This window comes from Pantoea sp. Cr_R13 (assembly GCF_029222565.1).
Taxonomy (GTDB): Bacteria; Pseudomonadota; Gammaproteobacteria; order Enterobacterales; family Enterobacteriaceae; genus Pantoea; species Pantoea eucalypti.
In genome coordinates, this window is the sequence record NZ_JARHXL010000018.1 from 183,173 (window position 1) to 205,090 (window position 21,918).

General features: G+C 58.2%; 19 protein-coding genes and 1 other annotated feature (1 of these 20 running past the window's edge). Of the genes, 11 read left to right on the plus strand and 8 right to left on the minus strand.

The annotated features are described in order from the left end of the window. Positions 1–86 (minus strand) — a sequence feature (Thr leader region); it reaches 33 nt to the left of the window's first position. Together thrL and P2R09_RS17760 are read right to left on the minus strand one after the other, a co-directional pair. Next, positions 25–93, minus strand: coding sequence for a thr operon leader peptide (thrL, locus tag P2R09_RS17755; protein ID WP_071591720.1), 69 nt, complete (start codon positions 91–93; stop codon positions 25–27). (Overlaps the previous feature by 62 nt.) A 188-nt stretch (positions 94–281) precedes the next feature. After that, positions 282–986, minus strand: coding sequence for a tRNA/rRNA methyltransferase (locus P2R09_RS17760; RefSeq protein WP_275771674.1), 705 nt, complete (start codon positions 984–986; stop codon positions 282–284). A 609-nt stretch (positions 987–1,595) separates the two neighbouring features. On the opposite strand from P2R09_RS17760, the gene arcA reads away from it, so the two are divergent. Next, complete coding sequence (gene arcA / locus P2R09_RS17765) at positions 1,596–2,312, plus strand: two-component system response regulator ArcA (protein WP_003854852.1); 717 nt, start codon at positions 1,596–1,598, stop codon at positions 2,310–2,312. 88 nt (positions 2,313–2,400) lie between these two features. On the opposite strand, the gene creA is transcribed toward arcA, so the two are convergent. Next, positions 2,401–2,874 (minus strand): protein CreA, encoded by a 474-nt coding sequence (gene creA / locus P2R09_RS17770; protein WP_033743110.1) that lies wholly within the window; start codon positions 2,872–2,874, stop codon positions 2,401–2,403. 194 nt (positions 2,875–3,068) lie between these two features. Here creA and robA point away from each other — a divergent pair, with 194 nt between their 5' ends. Next, positions 3,069–3,953 carry an MDR efflux pump AcrAB transcriptional activator RobA gene (robA, locus tag P2R09_RS17775; protein ID WP_003854854.1) on the plus strand — a complete coding sequence of 295 codons (885 nt, stop codon included), beginning with the start codon at positions 3,069–3,071 and terminating at the stop codon, positions 3,951–3,953. Between the two features lie 39 nt (positions 3,954–3,992). On the opposite strand, the gene gpmB is transcribed toward robA, so the two are convergent. Beyond that, positions 3,993–4,640 (minus strand): 2,3-diphosphoglycerate-dependent phosphoglycerate mutase GpmB, encoded by a 648-nt coding sequence (gene gpmB / locus P2R09_RS17780; RefSeq protein WP_090964157.1) that lies wholly within the window; start codon positions 4,638–4,640, stop codon positions 3,993–3,995. A 205-nt stretch (positions 4,641–4,845) separates the two neighbouring features. On the opposite strand from gpmB, the gene yjjX reads away from it, so the two are divergent. Then, positions 4,846–5,364 (plus strand): inosine/xanthosine triphosphatase, encoded by a 519-nt coding sequence (yjjX, locus tag P2R09_RS17785; RefSeq protein WP_008925545.1) that lies wholly within the window; start codon positions 4,846–4,848, stop codon positions 5,362–5,364. On the opposite strand, the gene trpR is transcribed toward yjjX, so the two are convergent. Then, positions 5,365–5,685, minus strand: a complete 321-nt coding sequence (trpR, locus tag P2R09_RS17790) for a trp operon repressor (protein ID WP_003854864.1) — start codon at positions 5,683–5,685, stop codon at positions 5,365–5,367. A 45-nt stretch (positions 5,686–5,730) separates the two neighbouring features. Beyond that, positions 5,731–7,650: a murein transglycosylase gene (gene sltY, locus P2R09_RS17795; RefSeq protein ID WP_275771680.1), complete on the minus strand. Its 1,920-nt coding sequence runs from the start codon at positions 7,648–7,650 to the stop codon at positions 5,731–5,733. A 268-nt stretch (positions 7,651–7,918) separates the two neighbouring features. On the opposite strand from sltY, the gene atzF reads away from it, so the two are divergent. The 8 genes from atzF (at position 7,919) to urtE (ending at position 19,567) form a co-directional block, all read left to right on the plus strand. Next, complete coding sequence (gene atzF / locus P2R09_RS17800; protein WP_275771682.1) at positions 7,919–9,715, plus strand: allophanate hydrolase; 1,797 nt, start codon at positions 7,919–7,921, stop codon at positions 9,713–9,715. A 2-nt stretch (positions 9,716–9,717) separates the two neighbouring features. Next, complete coding sequence (gene uca, locus P2R09_RS17805) at positions 9,718–13,335, plus strand: urea carboxylase (RefSeq protein ID WP_275771684.1); 3,618 nt, start codon at positions 9,718–9,720, stop codon at positions 13,333–13,335. Between the two features lie 9 nt (positions 13,336–13,344). After that, on the plus strand, positions 13,345–14,046 hold the full coding sequence (locus P2R09_RS17810; RefSeq protein ID WP_275771686.1) for a GntR family transcriptional regulator: 702 nt from the start codon (positions 13,345–13,347) through the stop codon (positions 14,044–14,046). A gap of 27 nt (positions 14,047–14,073) precedes the next feature. Continuing rightward, the gene (urtA, locus tag P2R09_RS17815; RefSeq protein ID WP_033763257.1) at positions 14,074–15,342 is read left to right on the plus strand and encodes an urea ABC transporter substrate-binding protein; all 1,269 of its coding nucleotides are present in this window, start codon (positions 14,074–14,076) and stop codon (positions 15,340–15,342) included. A gap of 98 nt (positions 15,343–15,440) precedes the next feature. Next, positions 15,441–17,006 (plus strand): urea ABC transporter permease subunit UrtB, encoded by a 1,566-nt coding sequence (gene urtB / locus P2R09_RS17820; protein ID WP_275771688.1) that lies wholly within the window; start codon positions 15,441–15,443, stop codon positions 17,004–17,006. Beyond that, entirely contained in the window at positions 17,006–18,079 is a 1,074-nt protein-coding gene (gene urtC, locus P2R09_RS17825) for an urea ABC transporter permease subunit UrtC (RefSeq protein WP_003854879.1), read from the plus strand. The genes urtB and urtC overlap by 1 nt, the downstream gene beginning before the upstream one ends. Beyond that, positions 18,076–18,867 (plus strand): urea ABC transporter ATP-binding protein UrtD, encoded by a 792-nt coding sequence (urtD, locus tag P2R09_RS17830; RefSeq protein ID WP_275771690.1) that lies wholly within the window; start codon positions 18,076–18,078, stop codon positions 18,865–18,867. The genes urtC and urtD overlap by 4 nt, the downstream gene beginning before the upstream one ends. Before the next feature lies 1 nt (position 18,868). Continuing rightward, positions 18,869–19,567, plus strand: a complete 699-nt coding sequence (urtE, locus tag P2R09_RS17835; protein WP_003854882.1) for an urea ABC transporter ATP-binding subunit UrtE — start codon at positions 18,869–18,871, stop codon at positions 19,565–19,567. 7 nt (positions 19,568–19,574) lie between these two features. Here the strand turns inward: urtE and P2R09_RS17840 are convergent, their stop codons facing one another. Next, positions 19,575–20,588, minus strand: coding sequence for an aldose 1-epimerase family protein (locus P2R09_RS17840; RefSeq protein WP_275771693.1), 1,014 nt, complete (start codon positions 20,586–20,588; stop codon positions 19,575–19,577). Further along, on the minus strand, positions 20,585–21,910 hold the full coding sequence (gene fucP, locus P2R09_RS17845) for an L-fucose:H+ symporter permease (RefSeq protein WP_275771695.1): 1,326 nt from the start codon (positions 21,908–21,910) through the stop codon (positions 20,585–20,587). The genes P2R09_RS17840 and fucP overlap by 4 nt, the downstream gene beginning before the upstream one ends. Positions 21,911–21,918: the final 8 nt, after the last annotated feature.

A 21,918-nucleotide genomic window follows, 5' to 3' on the forward strand; every position in this document is an offset into this window, starting at 1 on the left:
TTTTTTCTGTTTTTCCTGTATGCGTCAGCCCGCACCGTTACCTGTGGTAATGGTGGTGGTAATAATTGTGGTGTTCAGGCTGATTTTACGCATTTAGATTTATTGTCTGTCTGTTTTTGTCTGTCCGTCTTGCGTCCAGAAGTAAAGCAAAGCGCACGTTAAGTCAACCCGATTTGTCCGGTGGACAGATTTCAACCACTGCGCACAGCCACCGCTGAAACCGTAAAACGCTATGCGATCGTTTGCCATGCTGAAATCCTCTGCGATCTGTTGCTATAAAATCAGCTTTTTGCCGAGGATTTATCTGTGAGTTTTTTTTCGATATCGTGCAGCAGACGGTGCAGCATCGCACTGTCGCGCTGTTCCAGCAGACCTACCCGCTGATCGATCCAGTCTGACAGCTTCTCATCATCACTGACCTCCAGTTGCGCCAGCAGCTGATGGAATCGCTGGCGCAGCGCCTGTAACTGCTGACCATCGGCGGCAGCCGCCACAGGCGCCTCAACCTGATTCAGCGTCGAGAGTTGATAGCAATAGACCATCACCGCCTGACCGAGATTCAGTGAAGGATAGTCATTCGCCATCGGAATACCCGTCAGAAGGTCGACCTGTTCCAGCTCCTCGTTAGTCAGCCCACTGTCTTCGCGGCCAAATACCAGCGCCATACTGTTGACCCACTGACGCTTCTCCAGCAGTTGCGTTTTAACCTGCTCTGGTGTGGCGTAGTAACGAAACTTTGCCCGGCTACGGGCAGTCGTTGCGACAGAAAAATCGATGTCCGCTAACGCGTCTGCCAGGGTGGCAAAGGTCTGAACATTATCAAGAATGTCGCCAGCTCCATGTGCCACACGCCGTGCAGCAGGATCCTGCCAGGCGTCGCTGGCAACGATGCGCAGCTGGCTGAACCCCATGGTTTTCATAGCACGCGCCGCAGCGCCGATGTTTTCTGGCCGCGCAGGCGAGACGAGAATCAGTGGGAAAAGCATATTTATTCCATTGGTCCATTAATATAACGTCATATTAACATGGCTCTTGAAGATTCAGGTGCCAGAAGGTAATAAGAAAATTGTGGATTAATGATGTTAAAACTGGTTAAAAACGATGGCCTGAACCTTTTTATGGACAGAATGCGTTTTATTAAAAAAAACGTTATTTATCCATTTAAATTCAATAAGATAAAATTAAATTTCTCGCTAATTCAATTCTGGCCTGTGTGAGTTAAAAATGTAACTAAAATGATGCTTTTTGTGAGCTAAACAGGCATTCTGCGAGAAGTTTTTCACAAAAGTGTTAACGTGCTACAATTGCATTTGATATAAGTCAACGAAGCGTTGTTTTTATGCTTATCGGTTGTAGTTGGTGCTGTTAGGTTGCTGTTAATACAGTTAGGATATGCGCCATTATCATTAACGCCCGGGGCATGCAATTTTCATCCTGACTGGCTGAGCTAATACTGTTGTTGACGTTGATAGATGGCTTATCAAAATATGATTTCGTACAACGGTTCTGCGCGGCCCGCCGCTCTCGATGATGGAGAACGCCATACCGCTGTACGCCCTGTTTTCAATTTGTTGGCAAATTTTAGGTAGCTAAACATGCAGACCCCGCACATTCTTATCGTTGAAGACGAACTGGTCACGCGTAATACCCTCAAGAGTATTTTTGAGGCGGAAGGTTATGTGGTGTATGAGGCGACGGATGGTGCTGAAATGCATCAGGTGCTGACCGACAATGACGTTAACCTGGTCATCATGGACATCAACCTGCCTGGCAAAAACGGTCTGTTGCTGGCCCGTGAACTGCGTGAGCAGGCTAATGTCGCCCTGATGTTTCTGACCGGCCGTGACAACGAAGTCGATAAAATTCTCGGTCTGGAAATTGGCGCTGATGACTACATCACCAAACCGTTTAACCCACGCGAGCTGACTATTCGTGCCCGTAACCTGCTGTCGCGCACCATGAATCTGGCTATGCCAGGAGAAGAACGCCGTCAGGTAGAAAGCTATAAATTCAATGGCTGGGAGCTGGATATTAACAGCCGCTCTCTGATCAACCCAAACGGCGAGCAGTATAAACTGCCACGCAGTGAGTTTCGTGCCATGCTGCACTTCTGCGAAAATCCGGGCAAAATTCAGACCCGTGCCGATCTGCTGAAGAAAATGACCGGCCGCGACCTCAAGCCGCACGATCGCACCGTCGATGTCACCATTCGTCGCATTCGTAAGCATTTCGAATCCACGCCGGATACGCCAGAGATCATCGCCACCATTCATGGTGAAGGTTATCGCTTCTGCGGCGACCTGCACGAATAAGTGGTTGTCTGATGAAGCAAATAAAAAAACGCCTCTTTGGGCGTTTTTTTATGTTCAGTACCACGGCATTGTGAGTGCCACAACATTATCAGTGCCACGGCATAATCGGCACGGCGCTGAGCGCATTTTTCGGCGAGCCATCAACCACTTTATCGGAATAGGTCAGATAAACCAGCGCATTGCGCTTTTTGTCGTAGAAGCGGACAACCTGCAGCTTTTTGAAGATTAAAGAGGTGCGCTGGCGAAATACCACTTCCCCCTCCGCTTTGCCCTGTGCAATTTTATCACTCACTTCAACCGGACCGACCTGCTGACAGGAAATGGCGGCATCAGAGGTATCCTCTGCCAGCCCCAATCCGCCTTTGATTCCCCCGGTTTTTGCCCGGCTGATATAGCAGGTTACATTTTTAACGTCCGGGTCATCGAACGCTTCAACAATAATCTTGTGGTCGGGCCCGAATATCTTGAAGACCGTATCAACAGAGCCAATCTGTTCGGCAAAAAGCGGGCTGGAAAAGGTCAGCGTAGTCAGCGCAGCGATCATAAGTCGGGATATTGTCATGGAGTTACCATTGCAAATGGAATAGATGAGAATGTAATGTACTGTTAATCGATACAATGACCAAACCAAAACGGGTTTTAGCCCGTACTGATTTAGCACAACCTTCCCCGAGAAACGGCCCACGTCTTTTGAGCAATGAGTGCTAATATTCTTCGAATGCGTTTAGCTGCACCACCAGAGTATGAGGATGTTTTATGGACCAAGCCGGTATCATTCGCGATTTGCTTGTCTGGCTGGAGAGCCATCTGGATCAACCCCTTTCACTGGATAATGTTGCCCAGAAAGCGGGTTACTCTAAGTGGCATCTGCAAAGGATGTTCAAAGACGTGACCGGGCACGCAATCGGCGCCTACATCCGTGCCCGTCGTTTGTCTAAAGCCGCCGTGGCGCTGCGCCTGACCAGTCGCCCGATCCTGGACATCGCACTGCAGTATCGTTTTGATTCACAACAGACTTTTACGCGTGCATTCAAAAAACAGTTTGCGCAGACACCGGCCTGGTATCGTCGCTCTTCTGAATGGAATTCATTCGGTATTCGTCCCCCGATTCGCCTGGATGATGAGACGCAGCCGGAACCGGCTTTCGTCAGCCTGCCGGAAACGGTGCTGGTGGGGCAAACCCAGAACTACACCTGTATTCTGGAGCAGATTTCCAGCTACCGCGATGAAATGCGAATGCACTTCTGGAAGCAGTTCCTGCTGGAAACAGACACGATTCCGCCGGTACTGTATGGCCTGCATCAGGTGCGTGCCAGCCAGGACAAAGATGACGAGCAGGAGATTCTTTATACCACTGCGGTGCCTGCTGACAGCGCGGTGAACCTGCATTCTGGTCAGAAGGTTATTCTGGAAGGTGGCGACTATGTGCAGTTCACCTTTAACGGTCCGCGTGTCAATTTGCAGGAATTTATCCTGCTGCTCTACGGTACCTGCATGCCAACACTGGGGCTGACCCGCCGTGAAGGACAGGATATCGAACGCTTTTATACCCATGGCGGTAAAAAACGCTCGGAGCCACCGACTGAGATCCGTTGCGAATATCTGATTCCGATTCGCCGCCAGCAGGCTGAAGCCAGCTAAGTTTAAGGCTGTCGTCATCGTGACGGCAGCCTTAAGCCATCAGCGTTGCAGCTCGTCGAGCGCAGGCGCATCCAGATGGGAAATATCCCCCGCCGTCTCTACAATCCAGCCTTCTGCCAGCCAGGCGCTCTGCTGATAATCCACACGTGAAATAGAGCAGTTACGCAGGCGCAGGCGACGTTCCGCATAGGCGGGAAGACCCAGAATTGTACTGACCAGCGACCCGAGCGCCATACCATGACTGACCAGCAGCGGACGGCTTCCGGCAGGCAGATCGAGACAGGCATTCAGCGCGGCGTGCATGCGCGTCGCCATCTCCGTCATCGACTCCCCTTCAGGGATACGGCCACCTTCGGTCCCGTTGACCAGTGCAGCGCGCCACTGCTCTTCTTCCGCCGTTAAGCCGTCCAGCGGACGCTTCTCCAGCACACCCATATTCAGTTCACGCAAGCGCGCATCAAGCGTCACTGAGCAACCGCAGGCATCTGCGATAATCTCGGCGGTGCGACGCGTGCGCCCCAGATCGCTGGCAATAATGTGCGTGATGCCCAAATGCTTCACGCGCTCACCCACCTGCCAGGCTTGTTGCTCACCTTTTTCCGTCAGCGGACTGTCGGACTGACCCTGAATACGGCGTTCCGCATTCCATACCGTTTCACCGTGACGAACAAGATAGACCTGTAGCATGTTAGTTTCCGTTATACTGCGACAAAAATCGCTTTAGACCCTGTCCCATCAGACATCATTGTTGCAGGCATTCCAGACACAGACAGCGCGGAACAATCCGGCGTACACGCAGTACGTGAGGGTTGTCAGCACAGCCCGTGTTCAGAATGACCACTGAAACAGCCGGATGGGTCAGGCTCTTAATCATCTGAGGGTTTAATCAATTATGTACCATGTTGTCGCAGCCACAACCAACCCAGCGAAGATTCACGCGATTGCTCAGGCTTTCAGCGACGTTTTCGGCGAAGGATCCTGCCATATTGAAGGGGTCGAGGTCGATAGCGGCGTTGCTGCACAACCGTTAACCCATCTCGAAACGCGAACTGGCGCACGTCAGCGCGTGATGAATGCCCGGCAGGTCCGACCTGAAGCGGCGTTCTGGGTCGCTATTGAGGCGGGCATAGAAGATGACAGCGCATTTGCCTGGATGGTGGTGGAAAATCAGAAGCAGCGTGGCGAGTCGCGCTCGGCCAGTTTCACCCTGCCACCGGTGGTGCTGGCGGGTCTGCGTGAAGGCCGTGAACTCGGCGAAGAGATGGCGCGGTTAACCGGCATCGACAATATCAAACACAAGGGTGGCGCAATCGGGGCGTTTACGAACGGCCTGCTCAGCCGATCCAGTGTCTATCATCAGGCACTGATTCTGGCGCTCTGCCCGTTCGTTCATCCGCTCTATCAGCAGTAATCAGGCGCGTCCCAGACGCGCTTCCAGCCAGCGTTTCAGCTCGGGCGGCGCCTCTTTCAGGCTATTAGACCCACGGGTAATCGTCGCAATGCCAACGCCGAGCTCATTTTTCAGCTCACGCTGGCTCATCTCGCCATTCATTAACTCTTCGATAATCCGCAGACGGGTGCCGAACGCTTCCCGCTCATCGGGCGTCATCATCAGTTGCATCAGGGGCAGTGCATGGCCATCAGCAAAGGCCTGCTGCATCAGCACGACAAAGCGCTGCCAGCTATCTTCTGCCGGATGCGCATCGGTAGAGAGGGAATCAGAATGGGTCATGAAGAGGCTTCCGTACTCACTAAAGAGTACGGAAGCTTAGCACAGCTAGTAACGGCGATTCCACTCAGCATCTGACAGGATCTTGTCAGGCTTGCCCATGAAGTAACGATAGTAGGCGTCATACGCCAGCACACTCTTCACGTAGCCGCGCGTTTCAGAGAACGGAATGGTCTCAATGAATGCCACGGCGTCGAGATTGCCCGCACTGGTTTTCAGCCAGCTTCGCACCCGGCCCGGCCCGGCGTTATAGGCCGCTGAGGCGAAAATCCGATTCTGGTCGAACTGCTGATAGACATACTCCAGATACTGCGTACCAATCTGGATATTGGTTTCCGGATCGAGCAGCTGACTGGTGTTGCTGTAGCCAGGAATGTTGTACATCTTCACGGTGTGCGCCGCCGTCGCAGGCATAATCTGCATCAGACCACTGGCACCAACCGGCGAACGCGCTTTCGGGTTCCAGGCACTCTCCTGACGCGAAATCGCCATCGCATAGCTCGGTGGGATCTGCTTCACCTCGGTATTTCGCTCATAGACACTCCGCCACGCCAGCGGGAAACGCTCTTTCAGGCTGTCCCACATTTTGGCGGTGATGGTCGCCTGCACGCTGAGATCCCACCAGTCCTGCTCGTTGGCGTAGCGCGCCAGCATCTGCTGCTGCGTATGCGTCCGGCTGCCGATCAGATTGCTCCATTCGCTGCGGGCCAGATTATCCAGCCCCCAGTACATCAGCTCGCGAACGCGGGCCAGTTCCGGTCCCTGGAGGGTGGCGCTGTCAGGCTTCGGTGCTTCATCAATCTGCAACGGATAGTCTACGCCCAGCCGCTGGGCTGCCACCATCGGATAGAAGCCGCGCGCCTTCATCAGCTTGCGCAGGATCTCTTCCGCTTCCTCTTTACGATCTTTCTCAAACAGCAGATCGGCCTGCCAGTACTGCCACTCATCTTTCTCTTTGGCTTCCAGCGGCAGACGAGCAATCCAGGTGTTCAGGCCACGTCGGTCATGCTGAGAGAGCGCCAGTCGCACCCGGCGTTCCACCAGCGCGGTAGACTCGCTGTTCATCACCACCGCATCGCGCCAGCGTGCCTGCTCAGACGTCAGATCGCTGCCCATCATGCGCCAGACCACAATCTCCTTCAGCGCCTGCTCATCTTCCGGCCCCATTTTCTGTGCCCGCACCAGAATCGGAATCAGGCTGCGGGCATTTTCCATGTCCTGCCGCGCCACACGCGTAAAGGCGTAAATCGTGGCCTGGCGGGTAAAGTCGGTTGGCCCCACGGCACTGGCGAAGGTGCTGACGGTTAACGGGTCCTGCTGCAGGGCCTGTATCGCGTCAGACATGGTCTGATAATCGGCTGGCAGCGTCTTCGCCAGATAGTTCACCAGGCTGTCATTACCGGCTTTCATCGCCAGACGGATACGTTCCAGGATAGTAATCGGCGAAATCTGACCGGACGCCTGCCAGACTGAGAAGAGCTTATCGCAATCCGCAGGCAGCGCCGTGCCACGTAGCCAGATCTGCTTTGCGCCATCAAACGCGGCCTGCTGCTGCCCGGTGGCCCATTTGGCGTAATACCAGTTGCAGCGTGCCTGCACCGGCTTGGGTTCGGTCGGGCTGAAGTTCAGCACGCCCTGCCAGTCCTGTCGGTAAGCCAGCACGTTGATAAAACGGGTGCTGAGCGAACGCGCGGGAGGCAATGTCGGGTACTGGCGAATAAAGTTCTGCACGGCCAGGGCGGTCTCCTGATCGAGATCCTGAGCCAGCAGGCGATATTGCAGATAAGGATAGAGCGGATAGTCCTGTAGCGTAGGCAACAGCTGATCCACGGTGGCCATCTGGTTACTGTCCCAGGCCTGTTTAATTTGTTGATAACGTTGCCGTTGTTGATCAAGCGAATCGGCCCATGCGCTGCTGGCCGAACCGACCAAACAGATCCCTATCATCCAGTTACGCCACTTCACCACGTAAATCTCCTCTGTTGCTGGGGCCGGCAAGTTGCCAGACAGTCTTCATGCTAACCGGGCCACCGCACTCTTGCCATGTTCTTCACAAAATTTACGCATACAGACAGTTAACGCACCGTCATCGCTCAGCGTACGCGCCGTGATTGTGCAAATTATCATCAGTAAATCTTATTACCCAGCGATTTAAACTGTTGAATCATTGCTTTAAAAACTGGCACACGCTTTGCTGTGTGGAATTCCATCTTGTATACCAGCTGGAATTCTTCGTATGACTTCTACCTTCGGCCTGACACTTCCCGCCTGGCAGCAGCGCACTCAGCAGGCACCACACCAGATTAGTTCGCTGCTGAGTGCGCACCTGGCCGCGCTCGACACACGCGATAATGCCTGGATCTATCTGGCAACACCTGACCAGTTAGCGGCACAGATTGAACCGCTGCTGGCAGACTATGAACGCGATCCCGCGTCGCTGCCGCTATTTGGTGTGCCCTTTGCGGTAAAAGATAACATTGATGTCGCAGGCTGGCCGACCAGCGCCGCCTGCCCCGCTTTTACCTATACCGCCAGCGAAGATGCGGTCGCCGTCGCCCGGCTGAAAGCCGCTGGCGCAGTCGTCATCGGTAAAACCAACCTCGATCAGTTCGCAACCGGCCTGGTCGGCACCCGCTCGCCCTATGGCGCGGTCAGTAATACCTTTGACGCTGATTACGTCAGCGGTGGCTCCAGCTCTGGCTCGGCATCGGTGCTGGCGCGCGGACTGGTCGCTTTTTCACTGGGCACCGATACCGCAGGATCGGGCCGCGTGCCGGCGGGCTTTAATAATATCGTCGGACTAAAGCCGACCAAGGGCTGGTTCTCTGCACGCGGTGTGGTGCCCGCCTGTCGCCTTAACGACACCATTTCGGTATTTGCGCTGACGGCAGAAGATGCGTTTAGCGTCGCCAGTATCATGGGTGGCTACGATGCCGGTGATGCCTATTCGCGTATTAATCCGCGCACCGCCCCAGCCAGCCTGCCGCGTCATCCCCGTTTCGCTATTCCGGCGCACCCGGCGTTTTTTGATGATGCTGCCGCCGAAGCGGCCTGGGATCAGGCACTGGACGCGTTGCAGGCGGGCGGCGCGACGCTGCACCCCATCGACTTCACGCCGTTCCGGACGCTCGCTGAACAGCTCTACTACGGTCCCTGGGTCGCCGAACGCACAGCGGCGGTGGGAGAGATGCTAGACCGTCCGGCGGAGATGGACCCGGTAGTGCATGAGATCGTCACCAGCGGCCTGAAATATAGCGCGGTGGACGCCTATAAGGCGGAGTATCTGCGGGCCGAACTGACGCGCCAGATTCAGGAGACGCTGGCACAGTTTGACGCGCTGGTGGTGCCGACCTCACCCACCATTCATACCCTGGAGGAGATGAAACAGGAGCCGATTTACTTCAACTCGCAGTTCGGCACCTACACCAACTTCACGAATCTCGCCGACCTCTCTGCCCTGGCGCTGCCTGCACCGTTCCGCAACGACGATCTCCCGGCAGGCATCACGCTGATTGCACCCGCCTGGCACGATCGTGCGCTGGCGGAATTTGGCCTTCGCTGGCAGCAGCAGCTCGCCCTGCCGCTGGGCGCGACCGGTCAGCCCTGGCCGACCCGAACCACAACCTTACCTGTCTCACCTGACCACGTCCGGCTGGCGGTAGTGGGCGCACATCTCACCGGCATGCCGCTCAATTTCCAGCTCACCGAACGCAATGCCGTCTGGGTGGAAGAGACGAAGACCGCGCCACACTACCGCCTCTTTGCCCTGCTGGAAGGTGCAATCAAAAAACCGGGCCTGATGCGTGACGAACAGGGAGCGGCGATCACCGTGGAACTGTGGGATATCCCGCTGGCCCGTTTCGGCGAGTTTGTGGCGGAGATTCCGGCCCCACTGGGTATCGGCAGCCTGACGCTGGCCGATGGCCGCGTTGTTAAAGGCTTTATCTGCGAAGGCTCAGCGCTGAAGAGTGCGCTGGAGATTACTGAGACGGGCGGCTGGCGCAACTGGCTGGCATCACAGGGGAGTCACTGATCATGTTCACTACCGTACTGATTGCCAACCGCGGCGAAATTGCCTGTCGCGCCATCCGCACCCTGAAGCGCCTCGGCGTGAAAAGCGTCGCGGTCTATTCAGATGCTGATCGTAATGCGCAGCACGTTAAGCAGGCGGATATCGCCATCGCCCTGGGCGGCGAGAAAGCCAGCGACAGCTATCTGCGCATCGACAAAATTCTGGCGGCAGCCCAGCAGAGCGGCGCGCAGGCGATCTGGCCCGGCTACGGATTTCTTTCTGAAAGCCAGGCGTTTGCCGACGCCTGCGATGCGGCAGGTATCGCCTTTGTCGGCCCCACCGCGCAGCAGATTGGTGAGTTCGGCCTGAAGCACCGCGCCCGTGAGCTGGCCGCCAGTGCGGGTGTACCGATGACGCCTGGCACACCCCTGCTCGCTTCACTGGAAGAGGCAATGCAGGCAGCTGATAAGATTGGCTATCCGGTGATGCTGAAAAGCACGGCGGGCGGCGGCGGCATTGGTCTGACGCGCTGCGCCGACGCCGATGCGCTTGCCAGCGCGTGGGAGAGCGTGCGCCGTCTTGGTGAGCAGTTTTTCAGTGATGCAGGCGTATTTCTGGAACGCTGTATCGATCGCGCCCGCCACGTTGAAGTGCAGATTTTTGGAGACGGCAAAGGCAACGTGGTGGCGCTGGGCGAACGCGACTGCTCACTGCAGCGCCGCAATCAGAAGGTGGTGGAAGAGACACCGGCGCCCGGCCTGTCGCAGGCCACGCGTGACGCCCTGCTCGCCTCGGCGGTGCGGCTTGGCGAGCAGGTCAACTACCGCAGCGCAGGCACCGTGGAGTATATCTACGACGTCAGCCAGCAGGCCTTTTACTTTCTTGAAGTGAACACCCGCCTGCAGGTGGAGCATCCGGTCACCGAATGCGTCACCGGCCTCGATCTGGTGGAGTGCATGTTGCAGGTGGCGGCGGGTGATGCAGTGGACTGGTCACGTCTGCAGCAGGCGCCGCAGGGTGCAGCGATTGAAGTGCGGCTCTACGCGGAAGATCCGCTGAAGAACTTTCAGCCCAGCCCCGGCCTGTTAACCGGCGTCACCTTTCCTGACGGCGTGCGGGTCGACAGCGGCATCGAAACCGGCAGCGAGGTCTCCAGCTTCTACGACCCGATGATCGCCAAGCTGATTGTGCATGCCGACACGCGCGAGGCGGCACTGGAAAAACTTCATCATGCGCTGGATGCGACTCAGCTGCATGGCATCGCCACCAACCTCGACTATCTGCGCCAGATCACCCGCAGCGACGCGTTTCGCAGCGGCAACGTCTGGACGCGCTATCTCGACAGCGTTGTCCCTGCCGCCTCCGTGGTGGAAGTGCTGCAACCCGGCACCTTCAGTTCGGTGCAGGACTATCCCGGCCGCCTCGGCTACTGGGATATCGGCGTGCCGCCTTCCGGCCCGATGGATGATTTCGCGTTCCGTCTGGCAAACCGCATCGTGGGTAACCATAAGGCGGCAGCAGGCCTGGAATTTACCCTGCAGGGGCCGACGCTGCGTTTCCATTGCGATGCCATTCTGGCGCTGACCGGCGCGGACTGCGACGCCCGGCTTGATGGCGAACCGGTCAGCGCCTGGCAGCCGCTGGCGGTGAAAGCGGGACAGACCCTGGCACTGGGACGCGCCCGACAGGGCTGCCGCAGCTATCTGGCGGTGCGCAACGGCTTCGACGTGCCGGAATATCTGGGCAGCCGCAGCACCTTTTCACTGGGCCAGTTTGGCGGTCACGCCGGACGCACCCTGCGGGTAGCCGATATGCTGGCAATCTCCCGGCCTGAACGGGCAGCCTGCACTACGCCGGCCCCGGTCAGCGACCCGCAGCCGCTTGATGCGACGCTGATTCCCCACTACGGCAGCGAATGGCGCATCGGCGTGCTTTATGGCCCGCACGGCGCACCGGACTTCTTCACCCAGGCCGCCATCGACGAATTCTTTGCCAGCGACTGGCAGGTGCACTACAACTCTAACCGCCTCGGCGTGCGGCTGGTGGGTCCGAAACCGACCTGGACCCGCGCCAACGGTGGCGAAGCAGGACTGCATCCCTCCAACGTTCACGACTGTGAATATGCCATCGGCGCGGTCAATTTCACCGGCGACTTCCCGGTGATCCTGACACACGACGGCCCGAGCCTGGGCGGCTTCGTCTGTCCGGTGACCATCGCCAAAGCCGAGCTGTGGAAAGTGGGCCAGGTCAAACCGGGCGACACCATCCGCTTCCACCCGATTACCGCAGACGATGCACTGGCGCGGGAAAAAGCGCAGATGCACCTGATCGATACCCTGCGGCCGGATCATCCCCCGACCTTTGCCGTGCCGTCGCTGGCTGAAACCGCCCACGGCTCCGCCACGATTCTGTCCGCCATCGAGGCCACCGGCAGCACGCCGAAAGTGGTCTATCGTCAGGCCGGCGACAAATATGTGTTGATTGAGTATGGCGACAACGTGCTGGATCTGGCGCTGCGTCTGCGCGTGCACCTGCTGATGAATGCGCTGACGGCGCAGGCGGAGCCAGGCGTTGAGGAGCTATCGCCAGGCGTGCGCTCACTGCAGGTACGCTACGACAGCCGCATTATTTCACAGTCCGCCCTGATGTCGCTGCTGCTGGCGCTGGAAGCGACGCTGGGCGATGTCAGCACGCTGAAAGTCCCGTCGCGCGTGGTGTGGATGCCGATGGCGTTTGAAGACAGCGCCACGCTGGGTGCGGTCAGCCGCTATCAGGAGACGGTGCGTGCCAGTGCGCCCTGGCTGCCCAACAACGTGGACTTTATCCAGCGCATTAATGGCTTAAGCAGCCGCGATGAGGTGCGCGACACCCTGTTCAACGCCAGCTATCTGGTGCTGGGGCTGGGCGATGTTTACCTCGGCGCGCCCTGCGCCGTGCCGATCGATCCGCGCCATCGCCTGCTGAGTTCCAAATACAGTCCGGCGCGTACCTTTACCGCCGAAGGCACGGTCGGCATTGGCGGCATGTACATGTGCATCTACGGCATGGATTCGCCCGGCGGCTATCAGCTGGTAGGCCGCACGCTGCCCATCTGGAACACTTTCCTGAAGAATCCGCAGTTCACAGCCGATGCGCCATGGCTGCTGCGCTTCTTCGATCAGGTGCGCTTCTATCCGGTAAGTGAAACCGAGCTCAACCAGCTGCGTGAAGATTTCCGTGAAGGCCGCGCCAGCCTGCGCATCGAAGAGACGCAGTTTGATTTTGCTGCGCACCAGCAATTCCTCGCCGACCATGCCGCTGAGATTGCGGACTTCCGTCAGCGCCAGGCGACCGCCTTTGAACAGGAAGTGCAGTTATGGGCGCAGGAAGAACAGAACGCATCGGCGGCGGATGAGGTGCCTGACAGCGTGAGTGAAGCGGACGAAGGCGGACTGGCGGTGCAGGCGGACCTCAATGGCAACATCTGGAAAGTGCTGGTGCAGCCGGGCGACGAGGTCAGCGCCGGACAGACGCTGATTATCGTCGAGGCGATGAAGATGGAGCTGGCGATTGTCGCGCCGCAGGCCGGTCGGGTGACGCGGATCGCCTGCCAGGCGGGCCGCCCGGTCAGCCCTGGCGACACCCTGCTGTGGCTGGAATAAGGAGCGCCGATGACAACCCAACCTCAATCCCCTAAAGCGCGCCCGGAAGCGCTGGCCGAACGGGTCTATCAGGCGCTGAAGGCCGATATTTTCGCCTTTCGCCTGATGCCGGGCGATCGCTTCAGCGAAAGCGAAATCGCCGGCCGGATGGCGGTCAGCCGCACGCCGGTACGCCAGGCGCTATTCCGGCTGGAGCGCGAAGGCTTTGTCGAAGTCTGGTTCCGCAGCGGCTGGCAGATCAAAAACTTCGATTTCGCCTGGTTCGAATCGCTGTATGACCTGCGCACCGTGCTGGAGTGCGAGGCGGTAAAACGCCTCTGCGCCCTGCCCGCGCCACAGTCTGCCGCGCTGTTACACGAACTCAACCAGTTCTGGTGTGAAGCGGAGGCGCTCACCGAGGGTCTGGTGGTGTCGCAGCATGACGAAGCGTTTCACATGGCGCTGGTCGCAGCCGCGGGTAACCCGGAGATGGCGCGCATCCACGCCGAACTCACCGAGAAGATCCGCATCATCCGTCGGCTCGACTTCACCCGCGATGACCGCATCTGTGCGACTTATCAGGAACATGCTCAGATTTTACAGGCGATTTTTGAGCAGCAGACAGATGAGGCGCAACGCATCCTGACCGATCACATCGCTGTCAGTAAGGCGGAGGTCAGGAAGATCACACTGCACCGCCTCCAGCAGGCCCGGCTCCAGCTCACCGAATAACATAACAACCACTCAGGGGTTTAAATGATGAAAAGACGTTCGTTGATCAAGGCTTTCGCCCTCTCCGCTACCGTTGTCAGTATGGGTTTCGCCTGGAGTGCGCAGGCGGCTGACACCATCAAAGTGGGGATCATGCATTCGCTCTCCGGCACCATGGCGATCTCTGAAACACCGCTGAAAGATGTGGCGCTGATGACCATTGATGAGATCAACGCCAAAGGGGGCGTGCTGGGGAAAAAGCTGGAGCCGGTAGTGGTCGATCCCGCCTCTAACTGGCCGCTGTTTGCCGAGAAAGCGCGGCAGTTGCTGACCCAGGATAAAGCGGCGGTGGTGTTTGGCTGCTGGACCTCGGTATCACGCAAATCGGTGCTGCCGGTGTTTGAAGAGCTGAACGGCCTGCTCTTCTATCCGGTGCAGTATGAAGGGGAAGAGATGTCACCTAACGTCTTCTACACCGGCGCTGCGCCTAACCAGCAGGCGATTCCGGCAGTGGAATACCTGATGAGCGAAGATGGCGGCAGTGCAAAACGCTTCTTCCTGCTGGGCACCGACTACGTCTATCCGCGCACCACCAACAAGATCCTGCGCGCCTTCCTGCACAGCAAAGGCGTGGCGGATAAAGATATCGAAGAGGTCTACACGCCGTTTGGTTACAGCGACTATCAGACCATTGTCTCCAACATTAAAAAATTCGCGGCAGGCGGTAAAACGGCGGTGGTCTCCACCATCAACGGCGACTCCAATGTGCCGTTCTACAAAGAACTGGCTAACCAGGGCATCAAAGCCACTGACATTCCGGTGGTCGCCTTCTCAGTGGGCGAAGAGGAGCTTCGAGGCATCGACACCAAACCGCTGGTGGGTCAGTTAGCGGCCTGGAACTATTTCGAGTCGATCGATAATCCGACCAACGCGAAATTTGTTGCCGATTACCGCGCTTACGCCAAAGCACATAACTTGCCGAACGCCGCCACCGTGGTGACCAACGACCCGATGGAAGCGACCTATGTCGGCATCCATATGTGGGCGCAGGCGGTGGAAAAAGCGGGCACGACGGACCCGGACAAAGTGCGGGCGGCAATGGCCGGTCAGACCTTTAAAGCGCCGGATGGCTTTACCCTGACCATGGACCAGACCAACCACCATCTGCATAAGCCCGTCATGATTGGTGAAGTGGAAGAGAACGGCCAGTTCAGCGTGGTATGGCAGACCGATAAACCCGTGCGTGCCCAGCCCTGGAGCCCGTACATTGCCGGTAACGACAAGAAGCCCGATTACCCGGTGAAGACTGCGCAGTAATTTTCGTTGCTGATAAGAAAGCGTCACCCGCTGTGAAGCGGCAGCACGGCAGTGGTCATTCGACTGCCGTGCTGACCTCCCTAAACGAGGCTCCTTTTATGAATCTATGTCGCTGTTTTTTCAGCCTGCTTCTGTTGCTGCCGCTGTTTGCCAGCGCCGGACCGGCGGCAGACTTTACCGCCGCCAGCCGCAGCCAGCAGGCCACGCTGCTGCAACAATGGGCTGCCGCGCCGGACAGTCAGCGTCTGCCGCTGCTGGAAGCGTTAAAAGCAGAAACTGTGGTCATCGACCAGAACAAACAGCCATTCAGCCAGCAGGGATCGACGCTGCAGCCGCTGGATGCGGTGACACAGCCCACGGGTAACCTGAAAAAGCTATTTATGAACAATCGCCTGCGCGTGCTGGTAAACAACGCGCTGGCTGCGCACCAGCTGGTGAGCAGTGATGCGGCCCTGCGTCTGCACGCGGCGCAGCAGCTGCAAAATGAGGGTGCCGCCGACCAGTTGCCGCTGCTGGAACAGCGGCTGGCCGCTGAACAGGACAGCCGGGTACATGCTGCATTAGCGCTGGCGCTGGCGAATCTGCAACTGGCAGATAGCGAACCGATGGTGCGCCTGCGGGCAGTGAAACTGCTGGGTGAGTCCAGCGATCCCAATACGCAGGCCAGCCTGCAACGCCTGACCCAGCCCGCGAATGAGCCAGATGTCATGGTACGGGCGGCAGCGGCCGAGAGCCTGCAACAGATTCAGAAACGGTTAATGTGGGGCGATCTGCTCGGGCAGGCTTTTAGCGGCCTGTCGCTGGGCTCCATCCTGCTGCTGGCCGCGCTGGGCCTGGCGATCACCTACGGGCTACTGGGGGTGATCAACATGGCGCACGGTGAAATGCTGATGCTCGGTGCGTACGCCACCTGGTGGGTTCAGAGCCTGTTTCAGCAGTTTGCACCGGACTATTTAGCCTGGTATCCACTGCTGGCGTTGCCGGTCGCCTTTATGGTCACCGCCGCCATCGGCATGGCGCTGGAACGCACCATCATCCGCCATCTCTATGGCCGCCCGCTGGAGACGTTGCTCGCCACCTGGGGAATCAGCCTGATGCTGATCCAGCTGGTACGCGTGCTGTTCGGGGCGCAAAACCTGGAAGTGGCGAATCCGTCGTGGCTCTCAGGTGGCTTGCAACTGCTGCCCAACCTGGTGCTGCCGTGGAACCGCATCGCGGTGATCCTGTTTGTGGTATTTGTGCTGGCGCTCACCTGGCTGCTGCTGAACCGAACCCGCCTTGGCATGAACGTGCGCGCCGTGACCCAGAACCGCGCCATGGCGGAGTGCTGCGGCGTGCCAACGGGTCGCGTCGATATGCTGGCGTTTGGCCTCGGTTCGGGCATTGCCGGGTTGGGAGGCGTGGCGCTGTCGCAGCTTGGTAACGTCGGACCGGAGCTGGGTCAGGGCTATATCATTGACTCGTTCCTGGTGGTGGTGCTGGGTGGCGTCGGCCAGTTGGCAGGCACCGTGGTTGCCGCGTTCAGCCTGGGCATTCTGAACAAAGTGCTGGAGCCGCAGATTGGCGCGGTGCTGGGTAAGATCCTGATTCTGGTGATTATCGTGCTGTTTATTCAGAAACGTCCGCAGGGACTGTTTGCGGTTAAAGGAAGGGTGACTGACTGATGACGCAACCCATCACACTTCGCGTGGCGCGCACCGCGCCGCGCCTGACGATCAGCATCGGCGTGGCGATCACTCTGGCGTTACTGGTGATGCCGTTTCTGGCGCTGCTGCCCGCCGCCCATCCGCTGGCGATCTCCACTTATACCCTGACGCTGGTCGGCAAAATCCTCTGCTATGCGGTGGTCGCCGTGGCGCTGGATCTGGTGTGGGGTTACGCCGGACTGCTGTCGCTGGGCCACGGCCTGTTCTTTGCCCTCGGCGGTTATGCCATGGGCATGTACCTGATGCGCCAGGCCGCAGGCGAAGGCTTGCCCGCCTTTATGTCCTTTCTCTCCTGGCGAGAGCTGCCCTGGTTCTGGACCGGCACCGAATACTTCGCCTGGGCGCTCTGCCTGAGCATGCTGGTGCCGGGCCTGCTGGCGCTGCTGTTTGGCTTCTTCGCCTTTCGCTCAAAGATCAAAGGCGTCTACTTCTCCATCATGACCCAGGCGCTGACCTACGCCGGTATGCTGCTGTTTTTCCGTAATGAAACCGGATTTGGCGGCAACAACGGCTTCACCGGCTTTACTACCCTGCTCGGCTTTTCGGTAACGGCGACCGGAACCCGCATAGGGCTGTTTATCGCCACGGTACTGCTGCTGTTGCTGAGCCTGGTGATTGGCTTCGCCCTGGCGCGCAGCAAGTTTGGCCGGGTACTGACTGCGGTGCGGGATGCCGAAAACCGTCTGATGTTTTGTGGTTACGATCCGCGCGGCTTCAAGCTGTTAGTCTGGACGCTCTCCGCCGTGCTGTGCGGTCTTGCCGGGGCGCTCTATGTGCCGCAGGTCGGCATTATCAATCCGGGAGAGATGTCACCAGCCAACTCAATAGAAGCCGCGATCTGGGTCGCGCTGGGTGGACGCGGCACGCTGATTGGCCCGCTGCTGGGCGCAGCAATTGTTAACGGCGCACGCAGCTTCTTCACCGTCGCCTTCCCTGAATACTGGCTGTTTTTTCTGGGACTGATGTTCATCCTGGTGACACTGTTTCTGCCGCACGGCGTGATTGGCCTGCTGCGCCGGAGGAAAAAATGAGTGATGCCCTGTTTACCCAGCCTCAGCTCGCGGATCGCTATCGGGCGCAGCGCGATCCCGTCCTGCAACTGGAGAAGATCAGCGTCTCGTTTGACGGCTTCCGGGCGCTGACCGATCTTTCGCTGCAGATCGGCGTCGGAGAATTGCGCTGCGTGATCGGCCCCAACGGCGCAGGTAAAACTACGCTGATGGATGTGATCACCGGCAAAACCCGCCCCGACGCCGGCCGGGTGATCTACGACCAGGACAGCGATCTGACTCGTCTTTCACCGGTAGAGATCGCCCGCGCAGGCATTGGCCGTAAGTTCCAGAAGCCTACGGTGTTTGAGGCATTAACCGTGTTTGAGAATCTTGAGATCGCGCTTAAAGCCAATAAATCGGTCTGGGCCAGCCTGCGCGCTCGTCTCAGCAGCGAACAGCGCGACAGAATTGATGAGGTGCTGAAACTGCTGCGGCTGGGTGGAGAACGCCAGCGCCGTGCGGGCCTGCTATCGCACGGCCAGAAGCAATTTCTGGAAATTGGCATGCTGCTGGTTCAGGAGCCGCATCTGCTGCTGCTGGATGAACCGGCGGCAGGCATGACTGACGCAGAGACGGCCTACACCGCCGAGTTGTTCCGCAGCCTGGCGGGCAAACACTCCCTGATGGTGGTGGAGCATGACATGGGCTTTGTCGAGACCATCGCCGACCATGTCACGGTGCTGCATCAGGGGCAGGTGCTGGCCGAGGGTTCGCTGCGCGAGGTTCAGGCCAGTGAGCAGGTTATCGACGTTTATCTGGGGCGCTAAAATGTTACAGGTTACTGAACTGAATCAATATTATGGCGGCAGTCATATTCTGCGCGGCCTGTCGTTTGAGGTGAAAATTGGCGAAATCACCTGTCTGCTCGGGCGCAATGGCGTGGGAAAAACCACGCTGCTGAAGTGCCTGATGGGGCTGATCCCGGCGAAGTCAGGCGAGATTCAGTGGCAGCAGCAGCGGATGAATGGCCGCAAGCCGCACCAGCGGGTGCAGGCGGGCATCGCCTATGTGCCGCAGGGACGGGAAATCTTTCCGCGTCTGACGGTCGAAGAGAACCTGCTGATGGGCCTGTCGCGCTTTCCGGCGGCGCAGGCGCGTGAAGTGCCGGAGGAGATCTATCAGCTCTTTCCGGTGCTGCTGGCGATGAAGTCACGCCGGGGTGGCGATCTCTCGGGCGGCCAGCAGCAGCAGCTGGCGATCGGTCGGGCGCTGGCCTGTCGGCCACAGCTGCTGATCCTTGATGAGCCGACCGAAGGGATCCAGCCTTCGGTGATCAAAGAGATCGGTGCGGTAATCCGCCAGCTGGCGCAACGGGGAGATATGGCTATCCTGCTGGTGGAGCAGTTTTATGACTTCGCAGCGGAGCTGGCAGACAGCTATCTGGTGATGTCGCGCGGTGAAATTGTGCAGCGTGGCCGCGGCGACACCATGGAAGCAGAGGGTGTGCGCGGCCTGGTGGCGATTTAAACCCGGCTCAGAGCAGCCCGGTCTCCACAGAGAAGTGGCGCTGCTCGCCGCTCGCCAGGGTGATCAGCGTGCCGGCCTGCTGCGCGGCAAGAAAACCCTCTGGCCGAGAGGTGGCGGGCAGAATATAAGCCGCCACCTGCTGGTCATGGTTGTGCAGCAGCCAGCGGGTCGCGTGCGGGAACTGCGCGGTAGAGAAGCGCGTCATCAGCGCGTAGCCCTGCGGCGAATGCAACTCAAACTGCACCTCATCGCCATACTGCGGCAGATCGTCCGCAAAGAAGACGATCTCCGGATCGCAGAGCTGCGGCTGATCGAGCTGCTGTAACGCCTGCGGATCGCGCGCCAGTTGATCCGTGTAATCCCGCCAGCCGGGCGTTGGTCGCAGGTGCGCCGGGATCGAGCGACGCAGCTGGAATGCCCCTTCGGGGATCGACTGCCGGAAGCGCCCCTGATCGATCCACGCGCTGTTGAGGTGACACATGTACTGCAACGGCATCGGTGCACCCGCCAGATTGGTCACCGTCATCTCTATCGTCAGACGGGGCCTGTCGGCCTGAATGCGAACGGCAGGAGCCGCAAGATAATGATGGCCGAAGCCTTTAACATATTCACACTCCCCTTCCAGCGACAGTGTCTGATCGTCCATTACCAGCCAGGCGCTATCCATGCGGGCGCAGGCCATTTCCCCGTGCAGCGGATGATCGTCCTCTGGCGCGGGACAGCCGTTAGCCAGCAGCCCCGAATGAAAGGCAAAACAGCCATAGGTATCTATGATCGAATTCGCGGGCAGCGGCTGCTTAAAGCTGTGGCCCATGGTCAGGTTATGATCGTCAAACTGCACGTCCCAGATCATCTGCCCGAGAAACGGCAGCACGGTCACGCTGCCGCGCCGGTTATGAATGCGCACCGCCTCGATTCCTGCCGGATAGCGAAACAACTCAACCCGGAAGTCATCGCTTTCCAGCAGCAGCGAGGGCGTGGTGTGAAACTGGTCACGCGCTAAGGGTAAACGGGTTCTCATGGTAACTCCTCCACCAGACGACCGGCCGCAACCGGCTGTTTTTTATGGCGCAGTTCGCCGTAGAAGTAGAATCCGACCCAGGCGAAGCAGAGCAGCGAGACACCAAACGCCAGCTGCATTGAACCCAGCGTGTCAGACACCAGGCCCTGCAGCGCCGGGACAAAAGCTGCGCCAACAATCGCCATCACGATAAACGCGCCCGCCACTTCAGTGTATTTATTATCGACCGTCGCCAGCGTGCCGGCGTAGATCGTTGCCCAGCATGGCCCAAACAGCACGCTGACAAAAACGGCGGCGTAGACGGCGGTAAAGTTCGGCACCAGCATCACATAAGCCAGCGTCAGCACGCCCAGTACCGAATAGGCGATCAGCACTTTCTCGGCACGGAAGCGGGTCATCAGGAAGTTCGCCACGAACTTGCCGATAAAGAAGCAGACGAAGCTGTAGATCATAAAGTTAGAGGCGTGACGTTCATTGGCTGCCCCCAGCGTCAGCGCCAGACGAATGGTAAATGACCAGACCGCCACCTGCATGCCGACATACAGGAACTGGGTCACAATGCCGCGTTTAAAGTGACGGTTAGCCGCCAGATAGCGGAAGGTCTCGCCCAGTGACGGCCGGGATTTCTCATTACTCTCTGGTTTGCAGCGCGGATAGCGGGTGAACATAAACAGCAGCATCACGACCACCAGCACCATCACCAGATATTTGTAAGGCTCCAGCGTGTGCTCCAGCATCGTCAGGCGGAAAGCATGCGCCTGCTCTGCCGTCATGTTTGCCATCTGACTTTCCAGACTGTCGCCATCCTGGAACACCAGATATTTACCCAGCACAATCCCCATCAGCGCACCGATCGGATAGAAGGTCTGGCTGACGTTGAGGCGCAGCGTCGCATGATCACGATGACCAATCATCGAGCTGTAGGTGTTGGCCGCGGTTTCCAGGAAACTCAGACCAATGGCAATCGCAAAGATCGCCGCGAGGAACATGGTGTAGGTCGCCATGTGCGAAGCGGGATAAAAGGCGATACAGCCGGCAATGTAGAGCGCCAGACCGATCATAATCGCCATCTTGTAACTGGTTTTGCGGATCACCAGCGAGGCGGGGATCGCAATCAGAAAGTAGCCGCCATAAAAGGCGCTCTGCACCAGCGCACTGGCGAAGTCGCTCAGGGCAAACACACTTTTAAACTGGGTAATCAGGATATCGTTGAGACTCGCTGCACAGCCCCAGAGCGGGAAGAGGCACGACAGCAGAATGAACTGGAACAGCGGCGTTTTATTCAGATAGCCATCAGATTGCTGAACAATTTTCTGTTGCATAGCAGAAC